At 45.3% G+C, this 16,008-nt stretch carries 20 protein-coding genes; 18 read left to right on the top strand and 2 right to left on the bottom strand.

What is annotated here, in order from left to right; translation table 11 throughout:
* The first annotated feature begins 12 nt into the window (after positions 1 to 12).
* The 17 genes from ABY044_RS01100 to ABY044_RS01020 all read left to right on the top strand — a co-directional run bounded on the left by ABY044_RS01100 (position 13) and on the right by ABY044_RS01020 (position 14,245).
* Positions 13 to 885, top strand: a complete 873-nt coding sequence (locus ABY044_RS01100) for a prephenate dehydrogenase (protein ID WP_373017267.1) — start codon at positions 13 to 15, stop codon at positions 883 to 885.
* A 39-nt stretch (positions 886 to 924) separates the two neighbouring features.
* Positions 925 to 2,265, top strand: a complete 1,341-nt coding sequence (aroA, locus tag ABY044_RS01095; RefSeq protein WP_373017265.1) for a 3-phosphoshikimate 1-carboxyvinyltransferase — start codon at positions 925 to 927, stop codon at positions 2,263 to 2,265.
* Positions 2,266 to 2,946 (top strand): (d)CMP kinase, encoded by a 681-nt coding sequence (cmk, locus tag ABY044_RS01090; RefSeq protein WP_373017263.1) that lies wholly within the window; start codon positions 2,266 to 2,268, stop codon positions 2,944 to 2,946.
* Between the two features lie 198 nt (positions 2,947 to 3,144).
* A complete protein-coding gene (gene rpsA / locus ABY044_RS01085; RefSeq protein WP_373017261.1) occupies positions 3,145 to 4,806 on the top strand; it encodes a 30S ribosomal protein S1 in 1,662 nt (553 codons plus the stop codon).
* Positions 4,807 to 4,966: 160 nt separating this feature from the next.
* On the top strand, positions 4,967 to 5,272 hold the full coding sequence (locus ABY044_RS01080; RefSeq protein WP_373017259.1) for an integration host factor subunit beta: 306 nt from the start codon (positions 4,967 to 4,969) through the stop codon (positions 5,270 to 5,272).
* An 85-nt stretch (positions 5,273 to 5,357) separates the two neighbouring features.
* Positions 5,358 to 5,693 (top strand): lipopolysaccharide assembly protein LapA domain-containing protein, encoded by a 336-nt coding sequence (locus tag ABY044_RS01075; protein ID WP_373017257.1) that lies wholly within the window; start codon positions 5,358 to 5,360, stop codon positions 5,691 to 5,693.
* 12 nt (positions 5,694 to 5,705) lie between these two features.
* The gene (gene pyrF / locus ABY044_RS01070) at positions 5,706 to 6,425 is read left to right on the top strand and encodes an orotidine-5'-phosphate decarboxylase (RefSeq protein ID WP_373017255.1); all 720 of its coding nucleotides are present in this window, start codon (positions 5,706 to 5,708) and stop codon (positions 6,423 to 6,425) included.
* 181 nt (positions 6,426 to 6,606) lie between these two features.
* On the top strand, positions 6,607 to 6,939 hold the full coding sequence (gene rpsF / locus ABY044_RS01065) for a 30S ribosomal protein S6 (RefSeq protein WP_279418691.1): 333 nt from the start codon (positions 6,607 to 6,609) through the stop codon (positions 6,937 to 6,939).
* A gap of 3 nt (positions 6,940 to 6,942) precedes the next feature.
* Complete coding sequence (gene rpsR, locus ABY044_RS01060; RefSeq protein WP_178863828.1) at positions 6,943 to 7,170, top strand: 30S ribosomal protein S18; 228 nt, start codon at positions 6,943 to 6,945, stop codon at positions 7,168 to 7,170.
* 31 nt (positions 7,171 to 7,201) lie between these two features.
* Positions 7,202 to 8,092, top strand: coding sequence for a DUF2232 domain-containing protein (locus ABY044_RS01055; protein ID WP_373017252.1), 891 nt, complete (start codon positions 7,202 to 7,204; stop codon positions 8,090 to 8,092).
* 17 nt (positions 8,093 to 8,109) lie between these two features.
* Positions 8,110 to 8,562, top strand: coding sequence for a 50S ribosomal protein L9 (rplI, locus tag ABY044_RS01050; protein ID WP_373017250.1), 453 nt, complete (start codon positions 8,110 to 8,112; stop codon positions 8,560 to 8,562).
* A 187-nt stretch (positions 8,563 to 8,749) separates the two neighbouring features.
* Positions 8,750 to 10,216 (top strand): replicative DNA helicase, encoded by a 1,467-nt coding sequence (gene dnaB / locus ABY044_RS01045; protein WP_373017248.1) that lies wholly within the window; start codon positions 8,750 to 8,752, stop codon positions 10,214 to 10,216.
* 17 nt (positions 10,217 to 10,233) lie between these two features.
* Positions 10,234 to 11,304 (top strand): alanine racemase, encoded by a 1,071-nt coding sequence (gene alr, locus ABY044_RS01040; protein WP_373017246.1) that lies wholly within the window; start codon positions 10,234 to 10,236, stop codon positions 11,302 to 11,304.
* 27 nt (positions 11,305 to 11,331) lie between these two features.
* The gene (locus tag ABY044_RS01035) at positions 11,332 to 11,961 is read left to right on the top strand and encodes an NUDIX domain-containing protein (RefSeq protein ID WP_373017244.1); all 630 of its coding nucleotides are present in this window, start codon (positions 11,332 to 11,334) and stop codon (positions 11,959 to 11,961) included.
* 142 nt (positions 11,962 to 12,103) lie between these two features.
* Positions 12,104 to 12,481 carry a hypothetical protein gene (locus ABY044_RS01030; protein WP_373017242.1) on the top strand — a complete coding sequence of 126 codons (378 nt, stop codon included), beginning with the start codon at positions 12,104 to 12,106 and terminating at the stop codon, positions 12,479 to 12,481.
* A gap of 2 nt (positions 12,482 to 12,483) precedes the next feature.
* On the top strand, positions 12,484 to 13,845 hold the full coding sequence (locus ABY044_RS01025; RefSeq protein ID WP_373017240.1) for an MATE family efflux transporter: 1,362 nt from the start codon (positions 12,484 to 12,486) through the stop codon (positions 13,843 to 13,845).
* The gene (locus tag ABY044_RS01020) at positions 13,829 to 14,245 is read left to right on the top strand and encodes a YchJ family protein (RefSeq protein ID WP_373017238.1); all 417 of its coding nucleotides are present in this window, start codon (positions 13,829 to 13,831) and stop codon (positions 14,243 to 14,245) included. Before ABY044_RS01025 ends, ABY044_RS01020 begins: the two co-directional genes overlap by 17 nt.
* A 26-nt stretch (positions 14,246 to 14,271) precedes the next feature.
* On the opposite strand, the gene ABY044_RS01015 is transcribed toward ABY044_RS01020, so the two are convergent.
* Positions 14,272 to 14,418 carry a hypothetical protein gene (locus tag ABY044_RS01015; RefSeq protein WP_373017236.1) on the bottom strand — a complete coding sequence of 49 codons (147 nt, stop codon included), beginning with the start codon at positions 14,416 to 14,418 and terminating at the stop codon, positions 14,272 to 14,274.
* 61 nt (positions 14,419 to 14,479) lie between these two features.
* Positions 14,480 to 14,818, bottom strand: a complete 339-nt coding sequence (locus ABY044_RS01010; RefSeq protein WP_373017234.1) for a hypothetical protein — start codon at positions 14,816 to 14,818, stop codon at positions 14,480 to 14,482.
* On the opposite strand from ABY044_RS01010, the gene ABY044_RS01005 reads away from it, so the two are divergent.
* The gene (locus ABY044_RS01005; protein ID WP_373017232.1) at positions 14,799 to 15,785 is read left to right on the top strand and encodes an SPOR domain-containing protein; all 987 of its coding nucleotides are present in this window, start codon (positions 14,799 to 14,801) and stop codon (positions 15,783 to 15,785) included. The genes ABY044_RS01010 and ABY044_RS01005 overlap by 20 nt on opposite strands.
* Positions 15,786 to 16,008: the final 223 nt, after the last annotated feature.

Here is a 16,008-nt window from a genome sequence, read left to right as displayed (position 1 = left end):
CGAAAGAATTAAATGAAATTAAATAAAATAACGGTTGTCGGAGTCGGATTGATTGGCGGTTCGTTTGCCAAAGGGGTGAAGCAGGCTGGCTTGGTCGGTCAGGTTGTCGGTTTCGGACATAATGAAGATAATTTGAAATTGGCCGTCGAATTGGGCGTGATCGACAGCTATTCGACCGATATATCGGAAGCAGTCGGCGACAGTGATCTGGTCATGTTAGGCGTGCCTTTAGGGGCAATGGCGCCTGTATTGGAATCGATGCGTCCATACCTGAAACAGTCAGCGATTATCTCCGATGTTGGCAGCTCTAAAATGAGTGTGATTGACGCGGTTCGTGAAGTGTTTGGCGAGTTGCCTGTTAATTTTGTCGCCGGTCATCCTATCGCCGGTAAAGAAAAAAGTGGCGTCACCGCCGCTACGGCTGACTTGTTTGTGGATCATAGAGTGATTTTAACGCCGACCGACGAGACCGCTGACGAGGCCGTTCAGATTGTCGGTGATTTGTGGCGGGCATTGGGGGCGAATGTGGTCAACATGGCGCCGGATTATCACGATGAAGTTTTGGCGGCAACCAGTCATCTTCCGCACTTGTTGGCTTTTAGTCTGGTGGAGTTGTTGAATGAGCATCCGGAGCTGGGCAATGTTTTTCAATATACGGCAGGCGGTTTCAGGGATTTTACCCGTATCGCTTCAAGCGATCCGGTTATGTGGCGAGATATCGCGGTGAATAATTCCGAAGCAATCGCTAAGTGGTTAAAGCATTACCAGCAGGCACTGACCGAGTTGATTCATCTGGTCGAGGGTAAGGATGCAGATGGTTTGTATCACTTATTTAATGAAGCTAAACAAGCTCGCGACCTCCATATTGTGAATAAAGATAGATAATCTAAACAGTTTTAATTATTAAAGAAAAAAGAAAAGCTTATGGCAAACGTAAAATTCATCGTTCAACCTGGAGGCCGCATTCAAGGCCGCATTCGTGTGCCGGGAGATAAGTCGATTTCCCATCGTAGTATTATGCTGGGCGCTATCGCGGAAGGCGTCACGACTGTGACCGGCTTTTTGGAGGGCGCGGATGCACTGGCAACCTTACAGGCATTTAAGGATATGGGGGTTCAGATCGAAGGCCCAGATAACGGCAATGTGACTATTCACGGAGTTGGTTTGCGTGGTTTGAAAAAGCCTGAAAAACCGATGGATATGGGGAACTCCGGGACCTCTACACGTTTGTTGGCCGGTATTCTTGCCGGACAGGATTTTGATTGTGAATTAATTGGCGATGCTTCTTTATCCAAGCGTCCGATGAAGCGCGTGACGGATCCGTTGGCCGAGATGGGGGCTAAAATCGAAACCGCCGAAGGCGGGACTCTGCCAATGAAAATATTCGGTCACGGCCAGACTTTAAAAGCGATCGATTATGTTTTGCCGATGGCGAGTGCGCAGGTTAAGTCATGTGTATTGCTGGCAGGTCTGTATGCGGAAGGTGAAACGTGCGCGGAAGAGCCTGCTCCGACTCGCGATCATACCGAACGTATGTTAAACGGGTTTGGGTATGAAGTGGTTTCTACGAAATTAGACGAGAACCGCACAAAAGCATGTCTGCAAGGCGGGGGAAGCTTAAAGGCGCGTCATATCGATGTGCCTTCCGACATCTCTTCGGCGGCGTTTTTTATGGTTGCTGCAGCGGTTTCAAAAGGCTCTGATTTGGTGATCGAGCACGTCGGAATGAATCCGACGCGTACCGGTGTCATTGAAATTCTTAAATTGATGGGTGCCGATATTACTTTGGAAAATCCGCATGAAGTCGGTGGTGAGCCGGTTGCGGATGTACACATAAAATATGCTCCTTTAAAAGGGATCGAAATTCCGGAAGCATTGGTGCCTTTGGCGATCGACGAGTTCCCTGTATTGTTTGTCGCTGCGGCGAGTGCGGAAGGGCAGACTGTTTTAACCGGTGCGGAAGAGCTGAGGGTTAAAGAGTCCGATCGTATTCAGGTTATGGCGGATGCGTTGCATACCGTGGGTATCGATGCCCAGCCGACCCCGGACGGTATGGTCATTAACGGCGGTCAGCAAATAGTTCAAAACGGTGAAATTCAAAGTCACCACGATCACCGTATTTCGATGGCGATGACGGTGGCCGGTTTGAATGCGGTATCCGAAATCGTGATCGACGATTGTGCCAATGTAAATACCTCTTTTCCGACGTTCCTCGATTTAATTAATCAGGTTGGTATGCAGGTTAAAGCGGTTGAGGAAAACTAAATGACAGTTCAGCAACAATCGATTCCGGTTATTACGATTGACGGGCCAAGCGGGGTAGGAAAAGGCACTCTGGCTCAGTATTTAACCTGTAAAACCCGTTTTCATCTGCTGGATAGCGGTGCAATTTACCGTGCGTTGGCCTATGGTGTAGTAAAGCACGGCCTTGAATTGGATGATGTGGTTGCGTTGCAGGCAATGGCGGAAAAATTGCCGGTGGAGTTTGTCGCGACCAGTATTCTTTTTGAAGGTGAGGATGTGACTTCAAAAGTGCGTACGGAGGAGGTCGCTGCGGTGGCTTCTAAAGTGGCTTCGATTCCTGAAGTTCGTTCGGCACTGTTGGCGCGTCAACAGGATTTTGCACAGGAGCCGGGATTGGTTGCGGACGGGCGTGATATGGGGACGGTGGTTTTCCCCGATGCGGCGGTAAAACTGTTTTTGACGGCTTCTGCCGAAGTAAGAGCAGAAAGACGTGTTAAACAGTTGAAAAACCAAGGAGTTAGTGCTAACATTAATCAAATAACTCAAGACATTAAAGAAAGAGACGAGCGGGATTCAAATCGTTCGGCTTCGCCTTTAAAGCCTGCGGATGATGCAATTATCATTGATACCAGTGATATGGACATTGAGCAGGTATGTCGTGAAGCGGAAAATCTTCTGTGGGAACGGGGCATTTTAAGTTGATGTCTTGATAAACACTACTTATTATTAAGTGGTTGAAATAAAAGAGTTTATTGATCCTTGTTTTGATTTCAAAACAAGGATTTTGTTTTTTCTGTCGATTGTTTGGGAAATCGACAATTGTTTAACTGACCCGATTGTTTTTGGAAACCCCAATTCGAAATTGATAGTCGGCTATGTACAACTATTGGTACTTTATCCATGAGTGAATTATCTTTCGCTGAATTATTTGAAGAGTCTTTAGAACAAGACAGATTTAACACAGGTTCTTTAATTGTTGGAACCGTTGTCGGCATCGACAAAGAAACCGTTTTAGTAGACGCAGGTATGAAATCTGAGTCCGCTATTCCTAAGAGCCAATTCTTAAACGCTGAAGGTCAACTTGAAGTTGCCGTTGGTGATGAAGTAGAAGTTTTCCTTGAGTCTCTAGAAGACGGAATGGGTGAAACTCGTTTGTCACGTGAAAAAGCTAAGCGTGCTAAGACTTGGGATCGTCTTGAAACTGCTATGGAAGATGGCGAAGTTGTTATGGCTTTCGTTACTGGTAAGGTTAAAGGTGGTCTAACGGTTGATGTTGACGGTGTTCGTGGTTTCCTACCTGGTTCACTTGTGGATGTTCGTCCGATTCGCGATTTCGGTTTCCTTGAAGGGAAAGAAGTTGAGACTAAACTTGTTAAGCTTGATCGTAAGCGTAACAACGTGGTTGTTTCTCGTCGTGCCGTTATTGAACAAGAAAACTCTGCTGAGCGTGAAGCGCTTCTATCTAACATGGAAGAGGGCAGCGTTCTTAAAGGTATCGTTAAGAACCTTACTGACTACGGTGCATTCATCGATCTTGGTGGTGTTGACGGTCTTCTACACATTACTGATATGGCTTGGCGTCGTGTTAACCACCCATCTGAAATCGTTCAGGTTGGTGATGAGATCGAAGTTAAGGTTCTTAAGTTCGACAAAGAGCGTAACCGCGTATCTTTAGGTCTTAAGCAGCTTGAAGAAGATCCATGGGCAGATATGGTTGCTCGTTACCCAATCGGTGCTGAAGCATCCGGTAAGGTTGCTAACATCACTGATTACGGTGCTTTCATCGAAATCGAAGATGGTATCGAAGGTCTTGTTCATACTTCTGAATTGGATTGGACTAACCGTAACATCCACCCATCTAAAGTGGTTCACTTGGGTCAGGAAGTTCGCGTTAAGATCCTTGATGTTGATCAAGAGCGTCGTCGTATTTCTCTATCTATCAAACAGTGTACTGTTAATCCTTGGGAAAGCTTCTCAGCGACTCACGCTAAAGGCGACAAGATTTCCGGTAACATCAAATCAATCACTGACTTCGGTATCTTTATCGGTCTAGACGGTGGTATTGATGGCTTGGTTCACTTGACTGATATCTCTTGGAATCAGACTGGTGAAGAAGCGATCCGTGAATTCAAAAAAGGTGATGAGCTAGAAACGGTTATCCTTTCTATCGATCCTGAGCGTGAGCGTATCTCTTTAGGTCTTAAGCAGTTGGAACAAGATCCATTCGGTCAGTTCGTGGCTGATAACGGTAAAAACAGCATCGTTGAAGGGACTGTTAAGTCTGTAGACGAAAAAGGTGCTGTTATCGATCTAGCTCCTGAAGTTGAAGGTTACTTGCGTGCTTCTGAGTTGCTTGAAGATACTCGTGATGCATCTTCAGTGCTTAAAGAAGGTGATAAGGTTTCTGCGAAGATTACTAATATCGACCGTAAGAACCGTTCTGTTTCACTTTCTATCAAAGCGAAAGAAGCTCAAGAAGAAGCTGATGCGATCAAGGATTACACTGGTCAGCAGCCTTCTGCAGCAAGCACTTTAGGTGATCTTTTCAAAGACAAAATGTAATCTGGCAGTAACGGCCTAGCCAATAGGCCGTTGTGTTTGTGGCTTTGTTTTTTGAAGTCACATTTTGGTCTTTCTGAACATTTATTTTCATAAAATTTAAGTGTTCAGATTTATTGGAATCTCTCTTTTTCGAGAATATAGATAATAAGAGCATTATCGTATGACCAAGTCAGAACTTATTGAACTTATTGCAAGAAAGCAGACTCAGTTTAGTCAGAAAGATGTTGAGATTGCAGTAAATAAAATTCTCGATTCTATGATTAACACCTTGTCTCAAGGTGAAAGAATTGAAATTCGCGGTTTCGGGAGTTTTAGTCTGCATCATAGAAAAGCTAGGATTGGCCGTAACCCTAAAACGGGTGAAACGGTTAGGTTGTCGGATAAGCGCGTACCGCACTTTAAGCCTGGAAAGACTTTAAGGGAACGTGTCGATTCTTCAAAAGATACAACCGATATCATAGTTTAATTTAAAAAAGGGGCGCCATTCGGTAGCCCCTTTTTTATTAATCCTCTATAATTTCCCTATCCTTCCGATAGAGACTTTCCACAAAATGTTCAAAATAATTTCTTTAATGGTGACCGCACTTTTTCTAGTGACAGGGGTTGCTCTCGGTGTATTGAATCCGCAGTTGGTTACGATTGATTTATTTTGGTTTCAGCAAACTATTGCATTAAGCGTTGTTATGGCGGTCGTGTTTATCGCCGGTATGTTGATGGGGTCGGCAATTATGTTGTTTCAGGTTACCCGTCTAAAGTGGCGATTGTCACAACAGAAGCGTGAAAATCAGAAGCAGGCGGATCAGGTAATACAGTTAAAGAAAACCCATGCGCGTTCTATGTCTACTTTAGATAAGAATCGTAATGCATTGATTCAAAAAGATAAATAATAGGTTTAATAGATGAGTTTGGTTCAAGGTAAAAATGTAGATCCTAAGGTATTGGTTGCTTTGGATTTTGATAATGCGGATTCGGCGATCGAGTTTGTTGATCAGTTGGATTCCGACTCTTGCCGTTTGAAGGTGGGTAAGGAGTTGTTTGCCGTTGCAGGTCCTGAGTTTGTAAAAACTCTGGTTGAAAGGGGGTTTGATGTATTTCTGGATTTGAAATATCACGATATTCCTAATACAGTGGCGAAAGCTGTGCAGGCAGCGGCTAGATTGGGTGTGTGGATGGTCAATGTGCATGCTTTAGGCGGGCGTAAAATGATGCAGGCCGCTCAGCAGGCCTTGAACGAGATGGATGCGGAACGTAAGCCGTTACTGATCGCTGTGACGGTTTTGACCAGTATGGAGCAGGCGGATCTTGAAGAAGTCGGCTTAAGCGGATCACCTAAGGATAATGTATTGCGTTTGGCTAAGCTTGCTCAAGACTCAGGCTTGGATGGTGTGGTCTGTTCCGCTCAAGAAGCGGCCGAGTTGCGTCAAGCTTTGGGAGGATCGTTTTGTCTGGTCACTCCGGGAATCCGACCTGCCGGCAGTGATGTGAATGATCAGAAGCGCATTATGACGCCGAAAGAGGCTATTGAAGCGGGTTCAAGTTATTTGGTTGTGGGTCGCCCGATCACTAAAGCCGATAATCCGCTTGAAGTTTTACGTGCCGTTAATCAGAGTATCAGTTAGTCGGATTGGGGCTAATGGCCTAAATTTCGTATATTATTACCTGTATTGATTTTAAGTATTTGAATCTTGATGGGTATTCGGTTATAATTCGCGCCTTTCAGACTAAGTGTTTGAATTTCCTTGTCTCACCGCGCCATTTTGGCGACGGGAGACTGTATTATCATCCATAAGGAGAATATGAATGCGTCATTATGAAGTCGTATTTCTAGTGCACCCTGATCAAAGCGAACAGGTTCCTGCAATGCTAGAGCGTTACCGCGCCCTTATCGAACAGTCTGGTGGTCAGATCCACCGTTTAGAAGACTGGGGTCGCCGTCAACTTGCTTACCTTATCAACAAGGTACACAAAGCTCACTACATTCTAATGAACATCGAGTGTAACCAAGAAGCACTTGATGAACTTGAGAATGCTTTTTACTACAACGATGCAGTTCTTCGTAGCATGTTTATCAAGCGTAAAGAAGCCGTTACTGAGCCTTCTGTTATGGTTGGTAAAAAAGATTCTAAGGAGTAAGAGATGGCTAGAAGCTTTGGAAGAAAAAAATTCTGTCGTTTTACAGTAGAAGGCGTTAAAGAGATTGATTACAAAGATTTAGATACTTTGAAATCTTACATCACTGAAACAGGCAAAATTGTTCCTAGTCGTATTACTGGAACAAGTGCTAAGTATCAGCGCCAATTAGCAGCAGCAATCAAACGCGCTCGTTACATTGCTTTGTTGCCATACACTGATCAACACAAATAATTTTGAAGATATAGAAATTAACAGGTAGCACATGCAAGGAATCGCAAAATTTGTCATGAAGGGGCCGATGCAGGCCCTGATTGCAGCGGTTCTATTTTCTGCATTAAGCGTGTGGATTGCACCTTTCGGCTTGATCGTCGGTGCAGTCATCGGCCTAGTTACCCTGAGAGTCGGGGTGATCGACGGCTTAAAGCTACTCGTATGGAGTATGCTGGCAAATGTTGGATTGACCGTATTGATGACTGGTTCCTTTTTACCAGCTTGGATTTCGGTTGTTGAATATATGTTGCCGGTTTGGTTGATGGCGGTGGTATTGAGAAATACCAACTCATTGGCTTTGTCATTACAGTTGGCAATGGTTTTAGCCGGTTTGGGAGTGGTTGCGTTACATTTGCTCGTTCCCAATCCGGCTGAATGGTGGATGGACTTGTTTAACCAGCAAGTAAAACCAATGTTGGAAGCTTCTGGTGTTGAATATCAACCCGATGCAATTTCGGCATTCGCAAATATGGTAACCATGCTTTTAGCGATGTTTGCCGTTGCGCTTTGGTTTTCAATTTTGGTCTTGGCACGTTGGTGGCAAGGCAACTTGTACCATCCCGGGCAGTTCCAGTCTGATTTTTATCAGATGGCGTTACCTAAATCGACCGCTTATGTCGCTATTGTTTTAGCGATTGCCGGATTGGTTTCGGGGACGGGGTACGGAATTGTCTACGATTTGTCCGGTGTAATGGTAGCCGGTTTGATGTTTCAAGGCTTGGCCATTGCGCATCAGACGGTTGCCGTAAAAAAACTCCATAAGGCGTGGTTGGTGACATTGTATGTACTGTTGTTTCTGTTTCCTCAAGCTATGCTGATACTCGCAACCATTGGTTTATTGGACATTTGGATCAATTTTAGAAACCGATGGGAGCAAGAATAAATAAAGAGGTTTAAGCTATGAATGTTATTCTGCTTGAAAAAGTACAAAACTTAGGAACTTTAGGTGACCAAGTTTCAGTAAAAGCTGGTTATGCGCGTAACTTCCTTATTCCACAAGGTAAAGCTAAGCCAGCCACAAAAGAGAATGTTGCAGAGTTTGAAAAAATTCGTGCCGAGCTTGAAAAAGCGGCTGCAGCTGAATTGGCGGTTGCTCAAGGTGTTTACGAGAACCTAAACGGCCAAGTTGTCACAATCGAATCGGTTGCTGGTGATGAAGGTAAGTTGTTCGGTTCTGTGGGTACTCAGGATATCGCGGATGCTTTGGCAGCTGCAGGTTTCGAAGTTGCTCGTCGCGACGTTCGTATGCCTGAAGGTGTTTTGCGCCACGTTGGTACTTACGAAATTGATGTTCAGTTGCACACTGATGTAGTTGCGTCAATTACAGTTGAGATCAAAGCCGCTCAGGAATAATTTCCTCGACTTTTGTCTTGATGAAAAGCGACGGTGCGTTTTGCACCGTCGCTTTTTTTTTGATTAAAATTTTGTCGTTTTTCTTTTCTTTTTGTCGCCGGTTATTTTTCGGGCGCATAAACATTTCATCTGTACATTCCGCTATAATATCGCTTTCTCAATTGTGAATACCTTAATACAGGTGAGTATGGATTCAACAAACACCAGACAAATTTCAGGCTCGGCTCAGAACGCAACCGATGCCTTGTTTAAAGTTCCTCCGCATTCCATCGAGGCTGAACAGTCTGTGTTAGGCGGGTTGATGCTTTCGAATGATGTGTTTGAAGACGTTGCGGTGGTTGTGAATGCGGGCGATTTTTACACTCAACAACACAAAGCGATTTTTAGTGCTGTTGTCGAATTGAGCCGTAATAACAAGCCGTTTGACTTGGTTACCGTCGTTGAGTATTTGTCTTCGGTTGGTCAACTTGACTTGGCCGGCGATAAAGAATATCTTGCCGAGTTGGTCAAAAATACGCCGGGATCCGCCAACATTCTTTATTACGCTCGAATTGTGCGTGATAAGTCTATTTTGCGCAGTTTGATTCAGGCAAGTAACGAGGTTACGGAAACTGCCTATTTTCCGCAAGGTAAAGATATTCGGGAGATTTTGGATATCGCCGAATCCAAAATCATGTCGATTGCCGAACATGGCGAAGGTAAAGAGCGCCAGTACAAAACCATGGACGTTCTTTTGGAAGCGGCCATTAATAAGATCGACGAACTGTTTAATACCGAAGGTACCATTACCGGACAGGCGACTCATTTGACGGAGTTTGACGAAATCACTTCCGGTTTACAGAAAGGTGACCTGATCATTGTTGCCGGTCGTCCGTCGATGGGTAAAACAACGTTTTCGATGAACATGGCGGAAAACATCGCCACTAAAAATAATACGCCGGTCGCTGTATTCAGTATGGAGATGCCGGGCGAGTCCTTGGCGATGCGTATGATCAGTTCGATCGGGCGGATCGACGCCGGACGCATGCGTACCGGTAAGTTGCAACAGGAAGACTGGCCGAAACTGAACAAAGCCATTAACGTCTTGTCTCAGGCAAAGGTGTACATTGACGATACGCCTGCATTAATGATTACAGAGTTGCGAGCTCGCGCTAGACGTATCGATAAGGATATTCGAGACTTGCAGCGTAAAGAGGCGATTAAAGAAGGCGTTGAAAACCCTGAATCCAAGGTGACCGGTTTAGGCTTGATTGTCGTGGATTACCTGCAATTGATGCGAGGATCCGCGGGTGCGGAAAACCGAGTTAACGAAATTTCGGAAATCTCCCGTGGTTTGAAGGCTCTGGCAAAAGAGCTTGAGATTCCGGTTATTGCGTTGTCGCAGCTGAACCGAAGCCTGGAACAGCGCCCCAATAAGCGTCCGGTTATGTCGGATTTACGTGAGTCGGGTGCGATCGAGCAGGATGCCGATTTGATCATCTTTATTTATCGTGACGAAGTTTATAACAAAGAGAGTGAAGACAAAGGCATCGCTGAAATCATTCTCGGTAAACATCGTAACGGTGCTCTGGGGACGGTTCGTCTGACCTTTATCGGAGAGTACACCCGTTTTGAAAACCATGCCGCTTACGCTCCTGAAGATGCGCATTATTAAGTTAGGAGTCGTGACATATGTATCGCCCCGCTAAAGCGTATATCCACTTGCCGGCCTTGCGGCACAATCTTCAGGTCGTGAAGAATCTTGCGCCGCAAAGTAAGGTGTTGGCAGTGATTAAGGCGAATGGTTACGGTCACGGTATTAATCGCGTCGCACATCAGTTTAATTCTGCGGACGGTTTTGCCGTGGCGTGTATTGACGAGGCGATCGTCTTGCGACAAAAAGGTTTTTTACACCGTATCTTGTTGCTGGAGGGGTTGTTTTCGGAAGCCGAAATTCCGCTGGTTTATCAACATCGTTTGGATTTGGTGGTTCATTCATTCCACCAGCTTGACTGGTTGCTAAACTCCCAATATCAGGCTGCAATCAATGTTTGGGTCAAAATTGACAGTGGAATGCATCGTTTGGGGTTTGATCCCGAGGACGTCAGTGGCGTTGTCGAACAGCTCGAACAGAGTGATAAAGCGTTTCAGATTCATTTGATATCACATCTGGCTTCGGCAGATGAATCCGAAGCGTTCACGATGAAGCAGATCGACTGTTTCGAATCGACAACCAAAGTGTATTCTTATCCGAAAAGTCTTGCCAATTCTGCGGGTCTTCAAGAGTTTAAACAGGCTCAGTATCAATGGGTACGCCCGGGTATCATGTTGTATGGTGCCGGACAGTGCGAAAGTTGCCATCCACATTTAAAACCGGCGATGACGTTGGTTTCTGAAATTATCGGTTTGAAAAAAGTCTCTAAGGGCGAATACGTCGGTTATGGCAATACCTGGCAGGCGGAGCGGGATACGGAGGTAGGGATTGTCGCTATCGGTTACGGCGACGGTTACCCGCGTCACGCACCAAGCGGCACGCCGGTTTTGATCCATGGGCAGCGAGTGCCTTTAATCGGCCGTGTTTCTATGGATATGATCTGTGTCGATCTGACCGATCTTTCTAAAAAGGCGCATATTGGCGACGAGGCGATTCTTTGGGGGGATAAATCCCTGAGTGTCGATGAGATTGCCGAATGTGCCGGAACCATCGGGTATGAATTACTTTGCGGGATTACCCAGCGGGTTCCGATTATTGAAGTTCAGTAAGTTCGTTAGAGTACGGCGGGTAAGAGTGTGTCTGAGTTAAAAACTGAAAAAAAACGTTTTGAAATCAAGTCGATAGACAGTGGTTATGACGGTTTTTTTAAAATCGATTTGATTGATTTTAAACACACTCTTTATCAGGGTGGCTGGACGGGCAACATTCGCCGTGAGTTGTTTGGGCGTGGTCAGGCTGTTGTGGTTTTGCTGTACGATCTGAATAATCAAGTTGCCGTATTGGTCGAACAGTGCCGTGCAGGCGCTTTGGGTCATGCACATGCATCCGGTGAAGCCGAACAGGCCTGGTTGTTGGAGCCGGTTGCCGGCATGATCGATTTGGGAGAGAGCGCCCAGCAGGCGGCCTATCGTGAAGCTCGTGAAGAGGCGGGTGTGACGCTCGACAACCTTGAATATGTTTGTCAGTTCTATCCAAGTCCGGGTGGAAGTGATGAAATCCTGCATCTGTTTGCCGCTGAAATAGATAGCGCTGATTTGCCTGAATATGCCGGATTGGCCGAAGATCACGAAGACATAAAAATCGTTCGCTTGCCTTTTAACCAGGCGAGACAGCAATTACTGCAAGGTCAATTTAATGTAGCCAGCACTATCATTGGATTGCAGTGGCTGCTTTTTCAAAAACTGGGCTTAGCAAGCTCGAAATAATTACGGATATTGCGATAAGTCTATGTTTTGTTTATTTAAAAACTCTCACATCAATCCCGCTTTGAATCGGTATGTGATACTCGTTAGTTGGTTGGGTGTGGTTGCCTGGCTCTATTTTGCTTTTGTTGAGAAAGAGCTGGTAATGAAATTATTTGAAGGTCAGGCTATCATGGTCGACCTGTTATTAGGCATTCCATTGGTGCTCATGCTTGCCGTTGTGGTTTATGCCACGATCTACTGGTTTATTAAGCTGCTGATTATTTATTTGCTTCCTCATGCAGTGGTTCCGGCAGATCAAGGTGAATTGCCCGATTCGCTGGAGGATCAGGCGAAATTGGAAGAGGAGTTCGGTCAGGAATATTGGCGTCAGATCGATGAATCAAATAAAGAGTCGATGCCGGACAACAGCGCACCATCCATGCCGGTGATCGAACCCGACGCGGAGCAGAAAAAAGATTCTCATAAGTCTGTGGAGTCGGAAGAATCCGTTCAAACACTTACCAATCAACATAAATCCTGATTATGAGTTTGGCTCGCCAGCTGCTGGATGAAAGCAAGCTTCTGACTAAGTTGGCTTTGCCGATTTTTTTTGCTCAATTGGCGTTAACCGCCTTAGGGGTGGTTGATACCATTATGTCCGGTTGGGTTGGTACCGATGACCTGGCGGCCATTGGTTTGGGGTCCAGTATTCTATTGCCGGTCTTTATTTTCTCGACTGGAATCTTATTGGCGTTGACGCCATTGGTGTCTAAGCAATATGGCGCCGGCAATCCGGCTGCCGTTACCCGTTATTTTCATCAAGGCCTATGGTTGTCCATCCCTTTGGGAATCATTTCACTCACCGTGCTGATGAACTTGGAAGGTATTTTGGTTTGGTTGGAGTTGTCGAAACCGGTTTACACTCTGACCGACGATTATTTGTTTTATATTGCTTTCGGAATGCCCGGAATTGTTTTATATCAGGCGTTACGTTTCTTCTGGGAAGGTTTGGGTACGACCTTGCCTTCTATGTGGATCAGTTTTATGGCATTGGTGGTGAACGTGCCCCTGAATGCATTGTTCATTTACGGCTACGGGATCGTCGAACCGATGGGGGCAGCGGGTTGCGGCGTGGCCAGTGCGATCTCGATGTGGTTGATGTTTGCAGTCGGTCTTGTCTATGTCATGCGCGCTTCGCTTACACGTTCCCTGGTGCACTTCAAGCAGCTGCGTTGGCCGGTATGGAAGCAGGGCGTTGCTGACATTTTTAATCTTGGCGTTCCTAACGCTTTGGCGCTGATTTTTGAAGTCAGCCTGTTTAGTTTTATTGCCCTGTTTATCGCCCAGTTGGGTGCGGTGGTGATTGCCGGACACCAGGTGGCGATCAGCATTACATCGGTTACTTTCATGTTGCCGTTAAGTATCGCCATGGCGATTACCGTTAGGGTCGGAAAAGGATACGGTGAAAACAATCAACAAGCTGTTTTAATCAGTTTGTACGCGGGAATTGGTTTTGCCGCTTTGCTTGGTTTTGTGATGTCATTGTTTACCTATCTACTGCGCGATCAACTGGTTGCCGTGTATTCAAAAGACAACGAAGTGATGTTATTGGCAAGTATATTATTGGTGTATGCTGCCTGTTATCAGGTCTTTGATGCCGTTCAGGTTGCTTGTGCCGGCGGCCTGAGAGGGTTGCACGATACTCGAGTGACAATGGTGGTGACCTTTATTAGTTACTGGGGAATCGGTTTGGCCGGTGGTTATGCTTTGGCGTTTACGAATTGGTTTACCGAAACGCCGATGGGCGTACAAGGGTTCTGGTTCGGTATCGTGATCGGTTTATTGCTGGCGGCCATTCTATTGTTGTGGCGTTTAAAAGGGCAGTTTTATGCACGTTTCCATTGATCAGGAAAGCGATCGAAAGGCGATGTGTCCATGTGGTTCGGGCAAAGTCTACGGCGAGTGTTGCGAACCGTTGCACGATGCCCGAGCGTATGCGCAAACAGCGGAACAACTAATGCGCTCGCGCTATACGGCTTACGTTAAGCGTTTATCGGATTATTTGAAGCAAACTTGGGCGGAATCCACACGACCCGACGAAATCGATTTTGAACCGGGATTAAGCTGGCAGAAATTGACGATTCTGAAAACCAAAAAAGGGCGCCCCAAAGATCAAAAAGGCTGGGTGACGTTTTGTGCCGAAAATCAAGTCGGCCTTGAGCGGTTCAAAATGACCGAAAAAAGTGAGTTTATTCGTGATTCTGACGGTCGTTGGGTGTATCTGTCAGGCGAATTTGAGGATTAGGTTTGGTGAGCTGATTAGCCGGATCGTTATTTTTCTTCTTGTTTGGATTTGGCATCGTCGTGACGGAAAAAACGGTATAACCACCACATGGCCAAGCCTACGATCAGGATTGAAATGCCAAGTAAGCTTAAGGTCAGAAGCAGGGCGGAACCAATGTTGTCTAAATCCAGCATTTTTTATCAATCCTTGCGTTTATGATGTATCTTTTTACGATAAAGCATTTTACAATAAATTCTAATTTTGACTCGGATATTGTCTTATTTTTATGGCGCAAACAATCTCAGAACTAGAAAAAGAACGTGCTGAATTATTAAAAGCGATTGAAAGCCAAGCACAAAACATCTCATCAAATCGTTCTAGCGAAAAAAATAACGAAACTGGCCATTCATTAAATGATTGGTTAAATGCTGCAGAGGAAGTTATGCCCAGTACCAAACCGTCATCAAGTTCCACAGCCAGTGCCACTAGCCATTCAACTGCGTCGGCATCTAAACCGGCTCCGAGTAAAACTTCTTTTTTCGGTATCATCATTTTACTTTCGGTTTTATTGACCATGCTTGGTGTGCTGTACATTGCCTACACCACAATCAATAAAGAGCTGAAATCCGTTATTGAAGTGAAAGAAAGCAGTCAAGCCGAAACCCAGCGTTTGCAGCAATCGATGGACGAATTGCAACAAAAACTGGTTACCGGCGGCAAGCCTGAACTGTTCACTGCACTTGAACAGCGAGTTATGGATCTTGAAAAGCAACTGGATGATATTCAACAGCAACAGCAGGCGTTGTTGGCAAGACTGGATTCTATGCCGACACAATTGCCATCTGCCAAGGATGCAGGCGTCGTGGCATCGGTTGTTACCGAAAAGTCGGATTCGGAAGCGGTTGAAGAGAATGCCGGAGTTGTTTCTGAAGCCAAAGATAAAGTGGTGACAGAGTCAATTTTAGATGAAAAATTAAAGAGTTACACTTCGAAGTTAGAGCAACGTATTGACGAAAAGCTTGAGATTATTTTGAGGCATTTGACCAAAGATGATCCTAAGACCGAATTAAGCGAGCAGGTTCTACTGAATGCGGATAAGGATAATGCAAAAGCACCGCAAGAAAGTGTTGTCGTTGAAGAGAAAGTTGAACAGCCGGTTGAGCCGCAAGCCCCTAGTTTGGAAGTTCCGCGTATTGAGCAACCGATTGTAAAACTGGTTGATGAGATTGCCGAGCCCAAGCCGGCTGAAATCGATACTAAACCGCTTGAAGCGTATAGTTCGGATGAGAAGTGGTTGTTGGAACAGCCGGCTCAGTATTATATTTTGCAGTTGGCGAGTATGGTGGAAAAAGACACTTTAATGAGTATGGTTAAACAAAAAGGTTTGATGGATACTCGAATCGTCGTTCAAAAACGTTTGGATAGCGTTCGTTATGTTTTGATTACCGGTGGCTATGCAAATAAGGCCGATGCTGACAAGCGATCCAAAGAGATTAAGCAGCAGTATGGGATTTCTCCATGGGTTCGCAAGGTCAAAGACTTGACCTCTAAATTGCCTTAATCGAGAGTTTAATCGAATCTTCTGAAATCAACCGTGTTTGACTTTAAATTATGTTTGAAAAGGAATGATTTAAAGTCTGGTTGCCATGGTCAGCCGGCTCTTCTGGGGCCGGTAAGAGTGGATCACTCTAATCACATCCGTTGATGGGATTTATTTGTATCTTTCTTCTCTATTCAGCTTTTCTAGGCGCTGAATATTTACGTCATTTCCCAGAATTTATTTC

This window comes from Thiomicrorhabdus sp. (genome assembly GCF_041583835.1).
Taxonomy (GTDB): domain Bacteria; phylum Pseudomonadota; class Gammaproteobacteria; order Thiomicrospirales; family Thiomicrospiraceae; genus Thiomicrorhabdus.
Note: the sequence above shows the minus strand (reverse complement) of the source record. Positions and strands in the feature narration are given on the sequence as shown.